The organism is Pedobacter cryoconitis, assembly GCF_014200595.1.
GTDB lineage: Bacteria > Bacteroidota > Bacteroidia > Sphingobacteriales > Sphingobacteriaceae > Pedobacter > Pedobacter cryoconitis_C.
Genome location: NZ_JACHCG010000001.1, coordinates 1,127,989 through 1,147,697 on the forward strand (window position 1 = coordinate 1,127,989; position 19,709 = coordinate 1,147,697).

General features: G+C 40.2%; 10 protein-coding genes. 8 read left to right on the forward strand and 2 right to left on the reverse strand.

Annotation, left to right across the window (positions count from 1 at the left end; translation table 11 throughout):
- Nucleotides 1-6 precede the first annotated feature (6 nt).
- From HDE70_RS04675 to HDE70_RS04690, 5 genes are all read left to right on the forward strand, one after another.
- On the forward strand, nt 7-7,368 hold the full coding sequence (locus tag HDE70_RS04675) for a non-ribosomal peptide synthetase (protein ID WP_183888317.1): 7,362 nt from the start codon (nt 7-9) through the stop codon (nt 7,366-7,368).
- A gap of 65 nt (nt 7,369-7,433) precedes the next feature.
- On the forward strand, nt 7,434-8,717 hold the full coding sequence (gene ectB, locus HDE70_RS04680) for a diaminobutyrate--2-oxoglutarate transaminase (protein ID WP_183888319.1): 1,284 nt from the start codon (nt 7,434-7,436) through the stop codon (nt 8,715-8,717).
- A 126-nt stretch (nt 8,718-8,843) separates the two neighbouring features.
- A complete protein-coding gene (locus HDE70_RS27260; protein WP_260159932.1) occupies nt 8,844-8,972 on the forward strand; it encodes a hypothetical protein in 129 nt (42 codons plus the stop codon).
- A 424-nt stretch (nt 8,973-9,396) separates the two neighbouring features.
- Nucleotides 9,397-12,450: a SusC/RagA family TonB-linked outer membrane protein gene (locus tag HDE70_RS04685; protein WP_183888321.1), complete on the forward strand. Its 3,054-nt coding sequence runs from the start codon at nt 9,397-9,399 to the stop codon at nt 12,448-12,450.
- Nucleotides 12,451-12,477: 27 nt separating this feature from the next.
- A complete protein-coding gene (locus HDE70_RS04690; RefSeq protein WP_183888323.1) occupies nt 12,478-13,881 on the forward strand; it encodes a RagB/SusD family nutrient uptake outer membrane protein in 1,404 nt (467 codons plus the stop codon).
- A gap of 52 nt (nt 13,882-13,933) precedes the next feature.
- On the opposite strand, the gene HDE70_RS04695 is transcribed toward HDE70_RS04690, so the two are convergent.
- A complete protein-coding gene (locus HDE70_RS04695) occupies nt 13,934-15,310 on the reverse strand; it encodes an aspartate kinase (RefSeq protein WP_183865532.1) in 1,377 nt (458 codons plus the stop codon).
- A gap of 67 nt (nt 15,311-15,377) precedes the next feature.
- Entirely contained in the window at nt 15,378-15,737 is a 360-nt protein-coding gene (locus HDE70_RS04700) for a DUF4180 domain-containing protein (RefSeq protein ID WP_183865533.1), read from the reverse strand.
- Between the two features lie 131 nt (nt 15,738-15,868).
- Between HDE70_RS04700 and HDE70_RS04705 the strand changes: the two genes are divergently transcribed.
- The 3 genes from HDE70_RS04705 (at nt 15,869) to HDE70_RS04715 (ending at nt 19,704) form a co-directional block, all read left to right on the forward strand.
- A complete protein-coding gene (locus tag HDE70_RS04705) occupies nt 15,869-17,884 on the forward strand; it encodes a histidine kinase (RefSeq protein ID WP_183888325.1) in 2,016 nt (671 codons plus the stop codon).
- A 24-nt stretch (nt 17,885-17,908) separates the two neighbouring features.
- Nucleotides 17,909-18,646: a LytR/AlgR family response regulator transcription factor gene (locus HDE70_RS27420; protein WP_183888327.1), complete on the forward strand. Its 738-nt coding sequence runs from the start codon at nt 17,909-17,911 to the stop codon at nt 18,644-18,646.
- A 116-nt stretch (nt 18,647-18,762) separates the two neighbouring features.
- On the forward strand, nt 18,763-19,704 hold the full coding sequence (locus HDE70_RS04715; protein WP_183888329.1) for an SPFH domain-containing protein: 942 nt from the start codon (nt 18,763-18,765) through the stop codon (nt 19,702-19,704).
- The last annotated feature ends 5 nt before the right edge of the window (nt 19,705-19,709 follow it).

Consider the following 19,709-nt stretch of genomic DNA (forward strand, 5'->3'; position numbering starts at 1 on the left):
TATTACATGGAAATCAAAGAATTCATAGCGGAACTATATAGCAGACATTTCTCTTTAAACGTACAAGATGGTAAACTCACTTTAAGAGGAGATAAGAACAAATTGACAAATGAACAGATCGCTGCAATCAGAAGTGATACTGAAGTTATCAATTATATTAAAAATAATAAACAAGAACTGATAGCCTATCTGGAGCATGCAGATGCTCCTGAAACCAGGAAACGTCATGAAGGCATATCGGCCATTTACCGGTTGAGCGGTTTGCAGGAAGGGATGCTGTTTCATGGTTTATACGATGGCGAAGTCGCTGCTTATATGGAACAATTTACCTGTGATTTATCACAGGTAAATACTGGATTGCTTCAGGAAAGCTGGAAGTTGTTGTTACAACGCCATACTATTCTGCGCAGCAGCTTTGATTATGAATCTCTGGGCATGCCGGTACAATGTGTACATGAAGAAGTGGTCCTGCCTTTTCAGGTAGTGGATTTACGGCAGCATAGCCCGGAAATCCAGCAGGAGGAAATTGCTTTATTCATAGCAGAAGATCTGAAAAAAGGAATCGACTTTAAAAAGCCACCGTTAATGCGTATCAGTTTATTGCAAACGGGTGAAGATACTTTTTTCATGGTATGGACTTATCACCATATCCTGCTGGACGGCTGGTCTATGTCAGTTTTAATGGAAGAATTATTAGCGTATTATGAGTTGCTGGCCAATGGTCAGGAAGTGAAAATAACAGAACAGGATAAATATGAAGACTATATCCGCTATATAGAAAGCAGAGGTTTAGGGGCGCAGGAAGAATACTGGCGTACTTATATGGATGGTGTAGAATCGGGAAGCTTATTGCCATTTATTCAAACACCGGAAGGCAGTACAAGAGGAGCAGGGATCTTTAAGGAAGAACTGCTTGTGCTGGATCAGCAAATAAAAGAAAAGGCTGATGCTTACATAAAAGTTGCTGGTTTGACCTTGAATACGCTGATTCAGGGGGTATGGGCTTTTATTCTGCACAATTATACGGGTAAAACGGATGTGACTTATGGGGTTACTGTATCCGGACGGCCTGAGGAGCTATCCAATATGGAAACCAGGGTAGGGATGTATATCAATACCCTCCCTTTACATACCGCAGTAAAACATGATACAGCGATTGCTGAATGGTTAGCTGCGATTCAGGATGGACAGATTATGTCCAGAGAATATGGGTATACTGCGTTAAGCACAATCCAGAAATGGACTGGGGTAACCGGAGATTTATTTGATAGTATCCTGGTCTTTGAAAACTATCCGGTTGGCAAAAGCGGTTCATCCGGCCCGGGGAAACTGGTGGTAGACAATGTGGTTATCAAAGAACACAATAACTATCCGCTGTCTATCATTGTTGCGGTAACGGACGAGATTAATATTTTATTCATGTACAATGAAGAAATATTAGGCGGCGTATATGTGCAGCAGCTAAAAAGACATTTTGAACAAGTATTGTCTCAAATTATATCACTTGAAAAAGATAAAACAGGTGATTTGTTATTGGTTGAAGGAGACGATAAAGAGCAGTTATTACATCATTTTAATGACACTCATGCTGTATATGAACAGGAAGATTCTATCGTTTCATTATTCAGCAAGCAGGTTGAACAGACGCCTTCGGCAATAGGTCTGGTATTTCTGGAAGGGAAACTTACCTATGCTAAACTTGATGAACGTAGTAACCAACTAGCTAATTATCTGGTTGAACAGGGGGTAACTACAGGAATGCTGGTCCCGCTTTGTATGGACAGAAGCCTGGAAGTCATGATCGCTATTCTGGCGATATTGAAGGCAGGGGCTGCCTATATGCCAATCGATCCTGGATATCCTGAACAGCGGATCCGTTTGATGTTGTCAGAAAGCAGCAGCCCGGTAGTGGTGACTACCTCAGATTACGCAGATCTGCTGGAAACGTTGGGTGAGGGGATTGAACCTGTGATTTTAGATAAGCTGGCTTATAAACTACATCAAAAACCTGTCACACCAACAGGTATTGTCCTGTCTGAACAAGATCTGGCTTATGTGATTTATACTTCAGGTTCTACAGGCCAGCCTAAAGGCGTGAAAGTAACGCATGGAAATGTGGTGAGTTTAGTCCGGGGAGTTAACTATGTTTCTTTGGGTACGGATGATGTTTTGTTATCAACCGGAGCACCTTCTTTTGATGCAACAACTTTTGAATATTGGGGCATGTTGCTCAATGGAGGCCGCCTGGTTTTATGCGAAGAGCAGACTTTGCTTGATCCTGTTTTGTTGAAAAATGAAATACAGGAGCAGCAGGTTACTCAAATGTGGTTTACCGCAGGCTGGTTTAATCAGTTGGTGGAAACAGCTATTGATGTGTTTGAAACCCTGTCCGTTATTTTAGTGGGCGGGGAAAAATTATCAGCGAAACATGTACGTAAATTACTTGAAGCCTATCCTGCTATTAATATCATTAATGGTTATGGCCCTACAGAAAACACTACTTTTTCATTAACCTATCCGATTAAGCCCGGGTTTGACAATAATATCCCTATAGGTTTTCCATTAAGTAACCGTACCGTTTATGTTTTAAATGAGCAGCAGCAATTGTTGCCAATTGGTGTAGTTGGTGAAATTTATCTGGGTGGTGCTGGTTTATCTGCGGGTTATCTGAACCGGCCGGAACTGACTGAGGAGAAATTTATTCCACATCCTTTCCCTGTAAAAGCGGGGGAACGTTTGTATAGAACAGGCGATTTGGGCAAATGGCTTCCCGATGGCAGTATTGCTTATGAAGGCCGGATAGATGAGCAGGTGAAAATCCGCGGTTTCCGTATTGAGCTTGGGGAAATAGAAAGTGTACTGCAAAAATGCGAAGGCGTAAGCCAGGCGGTAGTAACCGTTTTAACTGACGAAGAAGGTGGTAAACGTTTGATTGGTTATATAGTTCCCAATGGTACTTATGATCAGGAAAATATCATGGAGTTTTTGCAGCAGAAACTGCCTGATTATATGATGCCATCTCTATTAGTTGAGTTGGAATCCCTGCCGCTGACAACGAATGGTAAAGTCAATAAAAAAGAGTTACCTGCCCCTGAAGGCGGATCTCTGGCAGAACAGACTTATGTTGCCCCAAGAAATGAAACGGAACAAGCGCTGGTATCAATCTGGCAGAAGATCTTGAAAATTGAACAAATAGGGGTATATGAAGATTTCTTTAAGCTTGGCGGACATTCTCTGCTGGCGATCAGACTGATCGGAACGATAAGAGATCAGATGAAATTGGAAGTTACCGTTAAAGCGATGTTCGAAAATACGACAATCGCAGCGTTAGCTGAATATTTGCTGGTTAGCGGGAACAAAACATTACTTCCGCCTATCACCGTATTATCAAGACCGGAGTTTATTCCTTTATCTTTTAGTCAGGAGCGGTTATGGTTTATAGACCAGCTGGAAGGAAGTGTACATTACCATATGCCTTCAGTCCTGAAATTAAAAGGGAAGCTGAATCAGGATGCGCTTGAGCACGCATTGCAAAGTATTGTCCGCAGACACGAAGTACTCCGGTCAGCCATCAAATCTACAGAAGGTGTTCCTTATCAGGAAATCAGATCTGCTGACCAATGGAAACTTGCTGAAATTGAAATCAAGGATGATTTGACTGCTACTATCAATGCGCTTATCCTTCACCCTTTTGAATTGTCTGCTGATTACATGCTAAGAGCAGGATTAATCAAATTGCAGGAAGAAGAACATTTACTGGTCATAACAATGCACCATATTGCATGTGATGGCTGGTCAATCAATATCCTGGTTGATGAGCTAACTGCGAATTACCAGGCTGCGCTACAAAATACAAAGGCCCAATTACCTGATCTGGCTATTCAATATGCTGATTACGCAATCTGGCAGCGCACTTATTTAGCCGGAGAAGTATTGAAGTCACAGCAGGATTACTGGTTAGCAAAATTAGGTGATGCGGCTTCATTGGAGCTTCCACTGGATTATGAAAGGCCTGCTATACAAAGTACACGTGGTGCTTTGATGAGCTTCCACATTGACCGTTCACTAACTGATCAGCTGAATACGTTCAGTCAGCAGCAGGACGTTACCTTATTTATTACTTTGCTGTCTTCATTTTATGTGCTCTTGTCGCGTTACAGCAGACAGAACGATATTACGGTAGGGACTCCGATTGCCGGAAGAAGACAAAAAGAATCAGAAGCGCTGATCGGATTTTTCATCAATACGCTGGCATTGCGTTGTGATCTTAGCGCTGCACCAACTTTTCTGGAATTAGTGAAGCAGGTCAAAACAACCTCCCTGGAGGGTTATGACAATCAGGATATCCCTTTTGAGAAAATTGTAGAAGCGGTAGTCAAAGACAGAGACCGGAGCAAAAGCCCTTTATTCCAGGTGATGCTGGTGTTGCAGAATACCCCAGAAGAACCAGAACTGGTATTAGGTGATTTGACGTTGAGTGGCGAAGAAGTAGACCATACTTCTGCGAAGTTTGATCTTAACTTTATGATCGGGGAAACAGCCGGAGGCCTGGACCTGACTATTGTGTATTGTACAGATTTGTTCAAAGAGGCAACTGTCGCCAGAATGGCCAAACATTATAAGCAGTTGTTAAAAGCTGCGGTAACCGATCCTTCACAAGCTGTTAAAACCATGAAACTGCTTTCTCCACAAGAAGAAAATGAGATTGTTCACGGCTTTAATGAAAGAAAGACTGAATATGCGCAGGATAAAACTATTGTAGATCTGTTCCTGGAACAAGTAAATAATAATCCTGATGCAATAGCAGTAGAATATGAAGGAAAACAACTAACTTACCGGGAGCTGGACCGACGCACAGACGAGCTGGGAAGATATCTTCAAACACAAGGTGTAAAAGAAGAGAGCCTGGTTTCGGTCTGTATCAACAGAAGTCTGGAAATGATCGTATCCATTATTGGGATATTGAAGGCCGGAGGCGCGTATGTCCCTATCGATCTGGCATTTCCTGAAGAGCGTATCCGTTTCATCCTGAAAGACACCGGTTCCCGGATTTGTATTACTGATGGAAGTTTACAAGACAAGATAACCATTCATCCTGATGACCCTGTAACTTACCTGAATATTCAGGAAGACTGGTCTGCTATTGTCAGTGAAATCCCTCAGAAAGGCCCTGTAAATGCTGGTAAACCGGCTAACCTGGTTTATGTAATTTATACTTCCGGTTCTACGGGCAACCCTAAAGGGGTAATGATCACGCATGCTAACCTGGTAGATTATGTTTATGGTTTACAGCAAAAATGTGCGGTCAATACCTGCGGTTCATTTGCATTAGTACCTGCTATAGCGACTGATCTTGGAAATACGATTCTGTTCGGTGCTTTAGCTGCGGGTGGTACGCTTCATATTATTGCTGAGGCTTTAACCACAGATGCGCTGTCACTTTACAATTATTTTGAAACTCATTCTATTGATTGTCTGAAGATCGTCCCTTCACACTGGAAAGCATTGTGTATCGACGGGAAGTTATTACTACCTGCTAAACTGCTGATTTTTGGCGGGGAAGCTTTGCAGGATGATATTGTGAAGCAACTCAGGTTGTCTGAAACCAGTTGTGAGGTTTTTAATCACTACGGGCCTACGGAAACTACGATTGGAAAGTGTATGTATCAACTGGATCTCCAGCAAGATTATACAGGTGTACCAATCGGAAACGCTTTCTCTGATACGACTTTATATATTCTGGATACTGAAGGTGGAATTGTACCGGTAGGAGCAGGTGGGGAGTTATGCATAGGTGGACGTGGAGTGGCCAGAGGTTATCTCAACCTGCCTGAACTGACGACAGAGAAATTTGTACGTAATCCATATAGTGAAGATGCTGATTCCCGGATTTATAAAACGGGTGATCTGGCCTGCTGGTTACCTGACGGCAATATCAGGTACATGGGGCGGATAGATGATCAGGTGAAAATCAGAGGTTACCGGATAGAACCGGGAGAAATAGAACGCGTATTGCAACAGAGTGGTTTGGTTAGTCATGCAGTAGTGCTGGCTAAAACTGACAGTGCGGGAAATAAATACCTGGCAGGATATGTAGTTCCAAAAGATGAGTTTAACAAGGAGCAGTTTATCTCATTTTTGCAAGGCTGTTTACCAGCTTATATGGTACCTGCCATATGGGTCCCTTTAACAGAAATGCCACTTACTGTGAACGGAAAGATCAATAGAAAGGCACTTCCTGAACCGGATACCCATAAATTAACAACCGCAGATTATGTTGGGCCGCGTTATACGCTGGAAAGGAAACTGGCAGGTATCTGGCAGGAACTGCTGGGACTTGAAAAGATAGGTGTTTATGATAACTTCTTCGAATTGGGGGGCCATTCTCTGATTACCGTACGGTTATTGGCGCAGATCAGAAAAATGGGGTATGCGATTCAATTGAATGCATTGATGGTCAATAAAACTATTGAAACACAGGCTGCATTGCTGAACGGGCTCTCTGCATTAAAAGATGGGGATTTTAATGAACATCTGATCTTATTAAGCAAGAGCGAAGGGACTCAGAACTTATTTATTCTGCCCGGCGGTGATGGTAATCCAGACTGGTACGATCAGCTTGCAGGAGAAATTCATCAGGAAGGCCCGGTATATGGGCTTAAAATGATCGGTTTACTGGAAGGTGAAATTCCACTGGATACTGTGGAAGAAATTGCCGCGCAAAATATCAGGTGGATCAAAGAGGTGCAACCAGAAGGGCCTTACCGTTTAGCAGGTCATTCTTTTGGCGGATATGTCTTATATGAAATGATCCGTCAATTCGAAAATATGGACGAACAGGTAGAACAGGCAATTTTGCTGGATATACCAGTCAGAGCAAATATTTATCCGGTCCCTGTCGATTCACTGGTCAATGATGCGCTTATTTATCTCGAAGAAAACAAGTTTATCACACAACCTTATCCCGCCTGGATAGCGGAAATGAAAGCAGCTATTGAACAGTTGCCTGTCCATGAGCGCCGCGCATTTATGCTGGACTATGTGAAAGCTCAATGTCTTGGAAAAGGTGTACTCACAGACCTTTTGGCAAGGATGGTTTACCTGATGATCTGTAATTCAACTATGGAATATTACATTTCGGGTAAGGTGAATGCTACGCTGACTGTAGTTCGCGCGCTTGAACAACAATGGGAACAGCTGGGCTTTGATGAGAACCTGGGGTGGGCACCGCATGCGGATGAAATCCAGCCAGTAGGGGCATCGGGCGATCACGTGACCATGCTGAAAAATGAAAATGCTAAAACATTGGCGGCTCACCTGAAACAATATCCGGTTCAGGCACAAATAACTAACCAAACGGAAGTCTGACCGGCTTCCGTATAAAAAACTAATTATCTAACTATTAATTTATTAATTCTCTAATTTTTATTATTATGTCTACACAAGTTTTTGAAACTCTTGAATCCAATGTACGCAGCTATTCCAGAAGTTTTCCCCAGGTATTTCAGAAAGCAAAAGGTTCTTTCTTATACGGATCAAACGGGGAAGAATATATTGATTTTCTGATGGGTGCTGGTGCGCTTAATTATGGTCATAACAATGATTATATTAAAGCACAGCTCCTGGAATATATGGCAGGAGATAATATTATGCAGGGGCTTGACATGTTTACTGTGGCCAAGAGTGACTTTATCACCACTTTTAACGAGCTGTTGTTAAAACCAAAAGGACTGGAATACAAGTTTCAATTTTGCGGGCCAACGGGTACCAATGCCATTGAAGCTGCACTTAAATTAGCCAGAAATTATACCAAACGTTCTAATGTAATTGCATTTATGGGCGCATATCATGGTTTGTCGCAGGGTAGTCTTGCATTGACCAGTAATCAATATCATCGTGATGTAGCTGGAGTCGGACTGCACAATGTTACTTTTCTTCCTTTCGAGAACTGTGGCCCTGAAGGTTTTGACAGTCTTGCTTATTTTGAAATGATCCTGGAAGATACCCACTCAGGAATTGAAAAACCAGCAGCTGTTATATTGGAAACAGTACAGGCAGAAGGCGGGATTCATGTAGCCTCTCCGGAATGGTTGTTTAAATTGAAAAAATTATGCGAAAAACATAGCATCCTTTTTATCTGTGATGATATCCAGATTGGCTGTGGAAGATCTGGTGACTTTTTCTCTTTTGAAAGAGCACATATTGCACCAGACATCGTAGTCCTATCAAAATCGTTGAGTGGTTATGGTTTGCCAATGGCTATTTTATTAATTAAGCCTGAACTTGATATCTGGCAGCCGGGTGAACACAATGGAACTTTCCGTGGTTATCAGCTGGCATTTATTGGCGGAAGAGCTGCCCTTGAATTCCGGGAAAAAACTGGTCTGGAAGAAGCTGTAAAAGAAAAAGCCGCTTTTATCGAGAGCATTCTTCACGAAGAAATAGCAGCTGAGGATGAGCGTATCGCAATCAGAGGTCTTGGTATGATGTGGGGTATAGATTTATCTAAATTCAGTGATCCATTGCTGGCGAAGAAAATTGCAAAAGACTGTTTTGAAAAGCACAATTTAATCGTAGAATGTGTGGGCCGTCATGATAAGGTGATTAAAATGCTTCCGCCATTAACTATAGAAAAAGAAGTGCTGGAAAGAGCACTGGGAATCTTGCACGATACCATAAATTTACATGTTAACCAAAAAGTGGAAGTACTTTCTTAACCATTTTTGGAGTTAATACCTTTTACCAATGAAGAATAATGCCGCATTGCGGCAGAATATGTTTAAATTGCCGAAAATAGAAACGGGATGTCTAATTCAAGACTGAACAAATAGTAAATTGAAATCATGAGTAAAGCAGTAAAAACACAGGATAAAGTTGTAAAAGGTGGTGATGTAGTACGTATCCCACGTAAATTGAAAAAACTAAACAAAAAGAATTTTGGTATTGTTTCTTTTGATGAAAAAGAAGCTTAAGAACTTTAAAGCCTCTCACTAAAATGAGGGGCTTTTTTTTTAACACTATAATTTAAGGGTACCCACATCTATCCTTCTTCTCCTTTCTCACGTTTCCGGACGCTGAACTGCTGCCTTATAAGCGCTATAAATCCCCAAACCCTCCTTGATAACCTGCTGTTTCAAACGTTTGAATTGAACAGAAAACGCAGTTTCCTTTTGTTTTATTTTTTCTTCTAAATCATTCTTTGTCAAATATTTATATTGCGTTAAAGTTCATATGCTTTGATAATTTATCAGCGTCTGGATAAGCCAAATATTTATTTACACTATAAACTTCCCTCTTGTATGAAGATCCCTTCACACAAATACAATTATGATTAAACGTTTTTTACCTGAAAAACCGATCGTCGTCCTGCAACCAACCAAACCAAATATTAATCACATGAAGAAAAAAATCAGCTTATTAACTGTGTTTCTATTCGCAGGTTTACTTGCCGCTACCGCTCAGGATATGCAGGTAAATGGAACTGTTAAAGATGCACAAGGAGAACCATTGCCAGGGGTTTCTGTCAAATTACAAGGCACAACAAAAGCCACCAGTACCACTGCCAAGGGTACTTTTACAATCTCAACTCCAGCTAACGGTACTTTGATTTTCAGGAGTATCGGCTTTATAACCAAAGAACAGGCCGTAAACAACCGTCAGCAAATTAATGTTACGCTCGAAGCTGACAATAACAATCTCGATGAGCTTGTAGTGGTAGGTTATGGTGCTGTTAAAAAAAGTGACCTTACCGGATCAGTTGCCTCGATCAGTTCTAAAGAGATCAAAGCTACCCCGGTCGCTTCTTTAACACAAGCCATTCAGGGTAGAGCTGCCGGAGTGCGGGTTTCACAATCCTCAAATGCTCCCGGTGGTGGAATGAACATCCGTATTCGTGGTGGTAACTCGATTCAAGGTGGTAATGAACCACTCTATGTAATTGATGGCTATCCACTTTACAACGAAAACGGGCCGGGAATTAATCCAAATGATGTGGAATCTATGGAGATTTTGAAAGATGCTTCAGCAGCAGCAATCTATGGCTCCAGGGGTGCAAATGGGGTAATTATTATCACGACAAAAAGAGGTAAAGAAGGGGCTAACCGTATCCAGTTCGAAAGCTATTATGGGGTTCAGACTATAAGGAAAAAACTGGATCTTCTGGACGCATCTCAGCTGGCAACACTGGTTAATGATGGAATCGCCAACGTGAACGGGGATAATATCGGTAAACCTGGTTATCCTAAACCTTTAACTTATACCGATGCTCAAATCGCTGCGCTTGGTAAAGGAACCGACTGGCAGGATGAAATATTCAGGTCAGCACCTATTCAAAATTATCAATTGACATTTTCTGGTGGAAACGACAAAACGCAGTATGCCGTAGCGGGGAATTATTTTAGCCAGGGAGGGATTGTTGCTAACTCTGACTTTAACCGCGGATCTGTGCGTGTAAATCTGGATCAGCAGTTGTCCAGTAAATTTAAGTTCAGTAACAGCCTGACAGTAACCAATAGCAAGAGCAATTCTGTAGCCACAGATGGAGATGGTGGTGGTAATGGCGGTGTGGTATATGGCGCGTTATTTTTCTCTCCAACTGTTCCTGTTTATGATGCACAGGGAGATTATAGTATGAACAACAGACCGGGCGGGCTTTTAATCAGTAACCCGCTGGCATTAGCCAAAGAACGTACCAATATAGAGCTGAAAACCAGATTATTGGGTAATACTTCGCTGGAATACAAAATTGCTGAAGGCTTGACTTTAAAGACCATGTTTGGTGCAAATATGGCTTTCAATAAAACCAACTTTTACCTGCCAAGAACAGTTTACTCTGGTCTGGCTACTAATGGGAGAGCAGAAATTACAACTTCAAGATACTTTGAGTGGCTGAATGAGAATACTTTAACTTATAAAAAGGTAATCTCTAAAATTCATAGTTTTAATTTCCTGGTCGGTTATACTTTCCAGAACGCTAATTATGAGGATGTAAAAGCAAGTGCACAGAATTTTGCCAGCGATATTCAGAAGTACAACAATATGGGGGCGGCCCAGCAAACCAATCCGAATACTTCTAATGCTTATGACTGGAGTTTACGCTCTTATTTAGGCCGTATAAACTATGACCTGGACAGCAAATATCTTTTCACTTTATCAGGAAGGTATGATGGTTCTTCAAGGTTTGGAGATGGCAAAAAATACTCTTTTTTTCCATCAGGATCTGCGGCATGGAGATTATCGAGCGAACCTTTTATGCGCAGGCTAACTGCGGTCAGTGATTTAAAATTCAGAGCGAGTTACGGTCTCACCGGTAATCAGGAAATAGGTCAATACCAATCATTGGGAGCCTTGCAGACTGATGGTTATAATTTTGGAAATGTAATTGTTATCGGTTATGCACCAAATCGTATTGCCAATCCTAATCTGAAATGGGAGACTACCGCCCAGTTAAATTTCGGACTGGACCTGGGTTTGTTCAAAAACAGGATTACCATCACTACAGACTGGTATCAAAAGAAAACCAAAGATCTGTTATACAACGTTTCGCTGCCAATTACTTCGGGATTTTCTACTTCCTTGCAGAATATAGGAAAGGTTAAAAATGAAGGATTTGAATTTGCTGTAAATACGGTGAACCTGAACGGTGCTTTTCAGTGGAACACGAACTTTAATATTTCCTTCAACAAGAACAAAATCCTTGACCTTGGGGCCGTTACAGATGATATCCCATCGGGAGGGGCAAGTGGTCACTTACAATTAGGAAGTTCAGGAATATTACGTGTGGGGCAACCTATCGGTGTTTTTTACGGATTAGTTACGGACGGGATCTTTCAGAATGCGGCAGAAGTTGCAGCATCCGGACAAAAAAATGCGAAACCGGGAGAACGCAGATATAAAGACGTGAATGGTGATGGGGTAGTCAACTCTTCAGACCGTGTGATATTGGGACATGCACAGCCGGATTACACTTTCGGTTTTACCAATAATTTCTCTTATAAAGGATTTGACCTTTCCATATTTATTCAGGGGGTACAAGGGAATAGCATTTTCAACTTAAACAGGTATGAGATGGAATCCATGACAGGAGTGAGTAACCAGTCTGTTTCTGTGCTTGACCGATGGACTCCCTCAAATCCCAGCAATGATATGCCGCGTGCAAGCTCGGCAGGTTCTCCTTACCAGGTAACGAGCCACCAAATAGAAGACGGCTCTTACATTCGTTTGAAGAATGTGCAGCTGGGCTATAATTTTAGTCCTGCGCTTTTGAAGAAGGTCAGGTTATCCAATGTTAAAATATATATCAGCGGACAGAATCTTTTAACTAAAACCAAATATTCAGGTTATGATCCGGAAGTGAGCCGGTTTGGACAGGACAATTTAAGCCAGGGGACAGATTATGGAAGTTATCCGTCGTCAAAAATATTCCTGGCAGGTATTAATATCGGACTGTAAAAATCAATAACCATTAAAAATAAGCATATGAAAATCTTAAAATATATATTACTGCTGAGTGTGGTATGGATGTCATCCTGTAAAAAATTAGATGAAAACCCGCAATCCTTCATTTCACCCGTTAATTTCTATAAAACTAAAAATGATGCGCTTTCAGCCATCACAGCGGTATATGCACCGGTTCGTTTAAATGGATTTGTAACCCGAAACTACGTGATACTTGGTGAAATTACTACGGACAACATGTTTCCCTTAAATAATAGTGCACCAAGGATTGAACTCAATACCTATGTGCATACTTCTCAGAATGGTATTTTACGCGAAACCTGGGATAACTTTTATATTGGCATAACCAGGGCGAATGCTTCCATTAATAAAATACCAGGGATCAATATGGAAGAAGCATTACGTACCAGGTTAGTTGCTGAGGCTAAATTTTTAAGAGCATTTTACTACTATCATCTGGTTAGGTTATTCGGAGATTTGCCTGTTGTTACTTCGGAGGTCAGTTCATTAGATCAGCTGACTTATCCTAAACGTGACCCCAGAGCTGATGTTTACAAGCAGATTATTGCAGACCTTACTGCTGTAGAAAATGTATTACCTGCCTCTTATAGTGGTGCAGATCGCGGCAGGGCAACCAGTGGCGCAGCAAAATCTTTTCTGGCCAGTGTATACTTAACCTTAAAACAATATCAGCAGGCTGCTGACAAAGCAAACGAAGTAATGACTTTGGCTGGTGCAGGTTATGGGTTATGGGATACTTATACGGATGTCTTTGACATTAAGAACGAATTTGGAAAAGAGGCCATTTTTGATGCACAATTTGTAAGTGGCCCGGGTGGACAAGGAGGGAATCTTATTGCCTTTTTCGCCCAGGAAAATAATAGTGTAGGTGGGAGAGGTTTCGGATCATTCCAGCCAACCACAGATATTTATGATAGTTATACAGCCGCCGATAAACGTAAAGCTGTTTTTTTTATCAAAGGTACTGACGGTAAATATTACGTGAATAAATGGATAGATGCTGATGCAACAACGGAAAACCAAAGTGATAATAACTTTCCATTAATGCGTTATGCAGAAGTTGTGCTCACTTATGCAGAAGCCTATAATGAATTGAATAGTCCTGCTAACGGTAACCCGGCTTATAAAGCCGTCAATAGCATCAGAAAAAGAGCTGGTCTGCCTGATCTCGAAAACTTGACGCAAGACGGTCTTCGGACTGCAATTCTGCAAGAGCGCAGATTAGAACTTGCTTTTGAAGGTAGCAGGTGGTTTGATCTGGTTCGTACTGGTAAACTTGTATCCACGCTAACTGCCAAAGGAACGACCAATGTGAGGGAGTATCATAACTTATTTCCTGTACCACAGTTTCCTTTGGGTGTAAATCCAAATCTGGCGCCTCAGAATCCAGGTTATACGCAATAAAAATAAAATCTCCCCTTGAATACGATTTAAGGGGAGATTTTACAGAATAGCTTTACTTCATCGCTTTATTCAATGCGATAATAGCCATTTTAAAATGTTCAGGTGCAATCAGGAACTGAATGTTTACTTTTCTTAATGCAAAACCTGCACTTTTGATATTTATATTGTTTTCGGTCAATGCATTTGCACTTTTGGCCAATAAACCAGGCTGATCCATATTGGTACCCAGCAAACAAACCATCGCAACTTTCTCTATCGTCACTTTCTCAAAATCATCCTCCAGTTTGCTGATCAGTTTTTTATTAAAATCGCGCGCCCATATCACAATAGAGATACTGTTTGCACTGGTCGCTTTAAAAGTATAACTCACTTTATGATCATAGAACGCCTGCATGATCTGTAAATCACTACCTACATTGCCAACCATCGAAGGGTCATATACATCTATCATCAATAGCTTATCAGTTCCGGTAATAACCTCTACGCGTTTATGTTCGCAAACAAATTCGCGTGTAATCAAAGTGCCCGGATGTGACGGTTCAAATGTATTTTTAATCCTCAGATTGATACCGCTTACCTCCAATGGTTTTGAAGCCTTGGGATGGATTGCTTCCATACCTACATCTGCCAGCTGATCGGCAATATCGTAATTGGTATAACCGATCGGGGTACAATTTTCCAGTCCTACCAAAGCAGGATCAGCAGTAGACAAATGATATTCTTTATGGATAATAGCTTCAGCCGGTCTTAGAAATTCTGCAATTTTACTGAAGGTAACCTCAGAATAACCTCTGTCAAACTCACGCATAATTCCTTCAGTACCTTTCGCATAACCTGTCACAATACACAGTGTCTTTTTGAGCTCTATATTTTTAAAAGCATTTTTTATGCGCTGATCTATTGTAAAAGCACGGTGATCATCAAACCCACTCAAATCAACGAGTGCAGTATTGATGTTCATGTTCTGCAAAATATTGGTGAAATTAAAAGCCGAATGACTTTCACCAATTGAAGCTAATATTTCACGTGCCGCTTGCAATATCCCTTCTTTGCTCACGTAACCGGAAGCTAAAATATTAGCTAAATTTTCCAGATATTTCTGAGCCTGATTTACGTGGTTCTCAATAAACTGATCCGCAACAGCAAGATCCAATCCCAGGTCAACGTATTTTTTATTGATAGCTTTTAATTTGACAATCAAATCTTTAAGCGGGCGATGAAAATTCTGGTGTTTAGCGATACGGTGATAGACACCCGGAGCACCCGTTTTCTTGTTTTCAAGTAACAGATCGGTCACACCCGAGAATGCTGATACTACGAATATCCTGTTATATAACTGATCGCCTGTACGTTCAAATAGAACAATATTTTTAATGACATCCTGCAAGGCACTCATAGAAGTGCCGCCAATTTTTTCTACTGTTAACATCTAATATAATTTATTATACCAGGATTTTGCTGGTTCTTTTGTTTAGTTTTCCGCCTAAAATACAGGATTATTTTGATAGTTTTTCTACTCCCAGTTCAACTGAATCAAGGAAATTGATCTGTCTGCCTTTATTGCTTTCAAAAATGAAATCTTTGATGCTTTGACCCGGAAATCTGATGAATTCCCCAACGATGACCAACCTTACTCTATAGTTGGAAAACTTTTGAAGAATTTCTCCTGCAATACCTGTTTTCAGGTCAAAGAAATCAGGTGTGATATTTTTCTCGTGGATGATAATTTTATCGAAATCCTGGTAATAAAGATCAACTAATAATTGAAGGCCTTCTCCGGGGTTGTGAACCAAAATTTCTTCTGCTCTTATTTCTGCTATTTTATGGTCACCAATCTGGTGTATTTCTATATTCATGGTTTTTTAAGTCAAAATATTATTCCGCTATCAACCGATAAACAGAAAGAGGTAAGATAAAAAAAATCTGATGAATAAGGTCTTGCGAAAAAATTGATAAATTAGTTTATCTAAGAATTAACAGACCAAATATGTCCGGTTCAAAAACATTGTTGTATTTATTGTTTCCTTGTTTTGCATTTTTGTTCAGTTGTAAAAGTAAAAATCAGCTACCGGATCACAGGGATATAACCCTGCTCAGAAATAAGGGCTATAATTTGCGATTTACAGATACCACAAAATCCTTAGCTTATCAGCAAACTGCGCTGATCATCGCAAAAAAAGAAAATAAAGCAGAAGAAATTTCGATTAGTTATGCGCTGCTATCCCTTTTTTACAAAAAGAAGTTTCAAACCAATAAAGCACAACTTTATGCTGATAGTTCTTATTACTTAGCGGCGCAGCTAAAATCTTCCCGCGCTATGGGTTATGCTTATATGGCTACAGGATTGTTGAATTCTTTTTTTAGCGAAACAGATCAGGCTATAAATCAATTGATATTAGCTTATCAAAATTTCAGACAGCCCGGCGACTATGCAAATATGGCCAGGGTAGCAAGTGAGATTTCGAATCTTTATGCTGATAAAGATGCAGTAAAACAAAAGAAGTATGTGACATTAGCTTTGAATGCAGCTGCGAAGACTAATTCAGAAGATGAAAAACTTTATGTCCGTCTTTCTTATGGGAATTTTCTCATTGCTGAAAAGAGAAAAAATCCATTTTTATCGGCAGATACTGCTGTCAATTATTTCAAAGAGACGATCCGTCAAATAGAAAAGCATCCTGATCAGATTTACACGAAATCAAATATGGCAGTTCCCTACCTTAACCTGGCTGTGCTCTATTTTGAGAATCCATTTCCAGGAAGTGAACCCTTATTCCTGCAACAACTGGATCAGGCACTAGTTATTGCCAGGCAATATAATATCCGTAATGTATATCGTAATTCTTTGGGGCTTAAGGGAGAATATTATATCCAAAAAAAGGACTATACAACTGCTGGCAGATTATTTAAGGAAGGGATTGCTTATCAGGAAGCTATGCCTTACCATGACTATTATACGTTATCTCAGTTTTATGCTGCAATGAAGAAACTGGCCATACTTCAGCAAGATTATAAAAGTTATGAGCTATATGACAGAGGATTTATGAAATACAATGCTTTTGAATATAACGAAGCAACCGCAAAGGCGTTACAAAATGCGGATGTTCGTTTTGAGTCTTCCCAAAAAGCAAAAATGATTAAGACTTTAGAGAAAGAAAATAAGCTGCAACGCAGTAATAAATGGTTTGGCTATGGTACAGCTTTTCTGCTGGCTATTGGTTTATTATTTATGTTTCGTTCCTATTACTTCAGGCAAAAATATTATATACAAAACGAAACGATTTTCAGAGATCAACAGAAGAATGCTGAACTGCGATTACAATTAGAAAAGCTGCAAACAGCTGCTGCCACATCCGAAAAACTTTCCATAGAACGCAGATTGTTGCAATCACAAATAAACCCGCATTTTGTATTTAATGCGCTGGGCAATATTCAAAGCTTCATTTTACAGAACGACACCCGGAATGCTGTTCTTTATTTAGCAAAATTCTCTAAATTGATGCGTCAGATCTTAGAATTCACTACCAGGGAATTTATTCCGTTGAAAGATGAAATAGATAGTTTGAGAAACTATATTGAATTGCAGCAACTCCGTTTAAATAATAGTTTTGATTATACAATTATTGATCAGGGAATAGAAGCCGGTATTTCCATTCCTCCGATGCTGATACAACCATTTGTAGAAAATGCAATTGAACATGGTTTAAAGCCATTGCCAGCAACGAAAAGAGGAGATCTTCAGCTTGCATTTTCTCTGACTGAGAATAACACGTATATTTCATGTACGCTAACTGATAATGGGGTGGGGATTAACTTTTCGATGTCAAATAAGGTGAAAAATAAGCTTGAATATCAGCACAGATCAATGGGGACTTTAATTACAAAAGAAAGATTGACTAGTGAAGGTAGTATTTATGGCTTTAGCATTGATGAAATGAAGAATGATCAGGGACAAATATCAGGAACAACTGCGGTAATTAAGATTCCTTTTATCAAGGTATAATATTTATATAAACCATTATCATAAGTGTATAAAGCAATACTAATAGAAGATGAACATAAGCTGCGGGAAGCCTTATTTTTAATGCTGCAAATGGTTGCTCCCGAAAAAGTAAATGTAATTGCAGTCGCAGAAAGTGTTTCTACAGCGGTTGAGTTAATTGATGAATTGCAGCCTGATCTGGTTTTTATGGATATCCAGTTAAAAGATGGCAGTGGCTTTGACGTTTTAGAGCAATGCGTATTTAAAAAGTTCCATATCATATTTACTACTGCCTATCATAATTATGCTATCCGTGCTTTTAAATGCAGTGCTATTGATTATTTACTTAAGCCAGTAGATCCATCAGAACTAAGGGCAGCTATAGAAAAAATCGGTCTTCTGGAACAGAAGTTTTTAAGCAACATACAGTTAACTGCTTTACAGAATAGCCTTGGTAAATCATCAACTGGCAGGATTTCACTGGCTACACAAGAAGGCCTGCACCTGGTTTCACTAAATGATATTATTTACTGTCAGACTTCGGGTTCTTATACCACATTTAATTTGTGTGATGGAAGAGCAATAATTGTATCCAAACCATTAAAGAATTACGAAGAACAGCTAACGCTTCCGGATTTCTTTAGAATACATCAATCTTACCTGGTTAACCTGTCTTTCGTAGACACCTATTTAAAAGACGGCATAGTTATTCTGAAAGACAAAACAGAGCTCCCTGTAGCACAGCGTAAAAAAGATGAATTTCTCAGGCTGATCAGATTGTAGTCATAAATCATCGGATACAAGGCCAATCCCTGCGTATACAAATCCGCGGATAAAAGTATTGATTATCGTTTTACATTCATCTTAAATCTGTTTTATTAGTTATAAACTCCTGAAAGATGAAACTTCCTTTTATAGAGATCATAGCATCTGTTACCCCGGATCCAAACTTGCTGATGTGGAAATTTCCAGATGCAGATCAGGAGATTAAGAACGGCGCAGCGCTCATTGTAAGAGAAAGCCAATCTGCAATTTTACTTCATGAAGGGCAGGTTGCAGACACTTTTACTGCTGGAAAATATAACCTGAAGACAGAAAACATTCCCATACTCACAAGGCTTAAAGGTTGGAAATATGGTTTTGAAAGTCCCTTTAAAGCTGATGTCTATTTCTTTAATACCCATCAATTCGTTAATCTTAAGTGGGGCACACCTGCACCCGTACTGATGAGAGATCCGGGGTTTGGGCAGGTGAGGATCCGTTCCTTTGGTACCTATAACATCCGGATTGCGGATGTCGCAAAATTCTTTAAGGAATATGCCGGCACTTACCCCCGGCTGACCATTGCCGAACTGGAATTGCAGCTACGTGATTTTATTGCACCCAAATTTGCGGAGGTACTTGCAAAGGCTGATATAGCTGTATTGGATGCCGCAGGAAATATTTCTGAATTAAACCAGAAAATACAGCCAGTTATTCAGTTATACTTTACCGATCTGGGATTGGAGGCCACTCAATTTACAATTACCAGTGTTACTTTACCCGAAGAGGTGCTGAAACATTATGACCAGATTACTGGTATGAATATGGTGACGGATATGAATAAATATGCTCAGTTTAGTGTGGCAAGTGCAATGGATAAAGAAAATTCCGCCATGGGAGAAGCTGCCCGGAATGCGGTAGCCATGGGGATGATTATCAATCAGACAAACCCCGCAGTTCCACAGCCGGCAGAAGACATACCGTCCAGGCTCAAAAAACTAAAAGATCTTTTTGAAGCACAGTTAATTACAGAGGCAGAGTATTCGGCTAAAAAAGAAGAATTACTCAATTTATTATAAGGAAT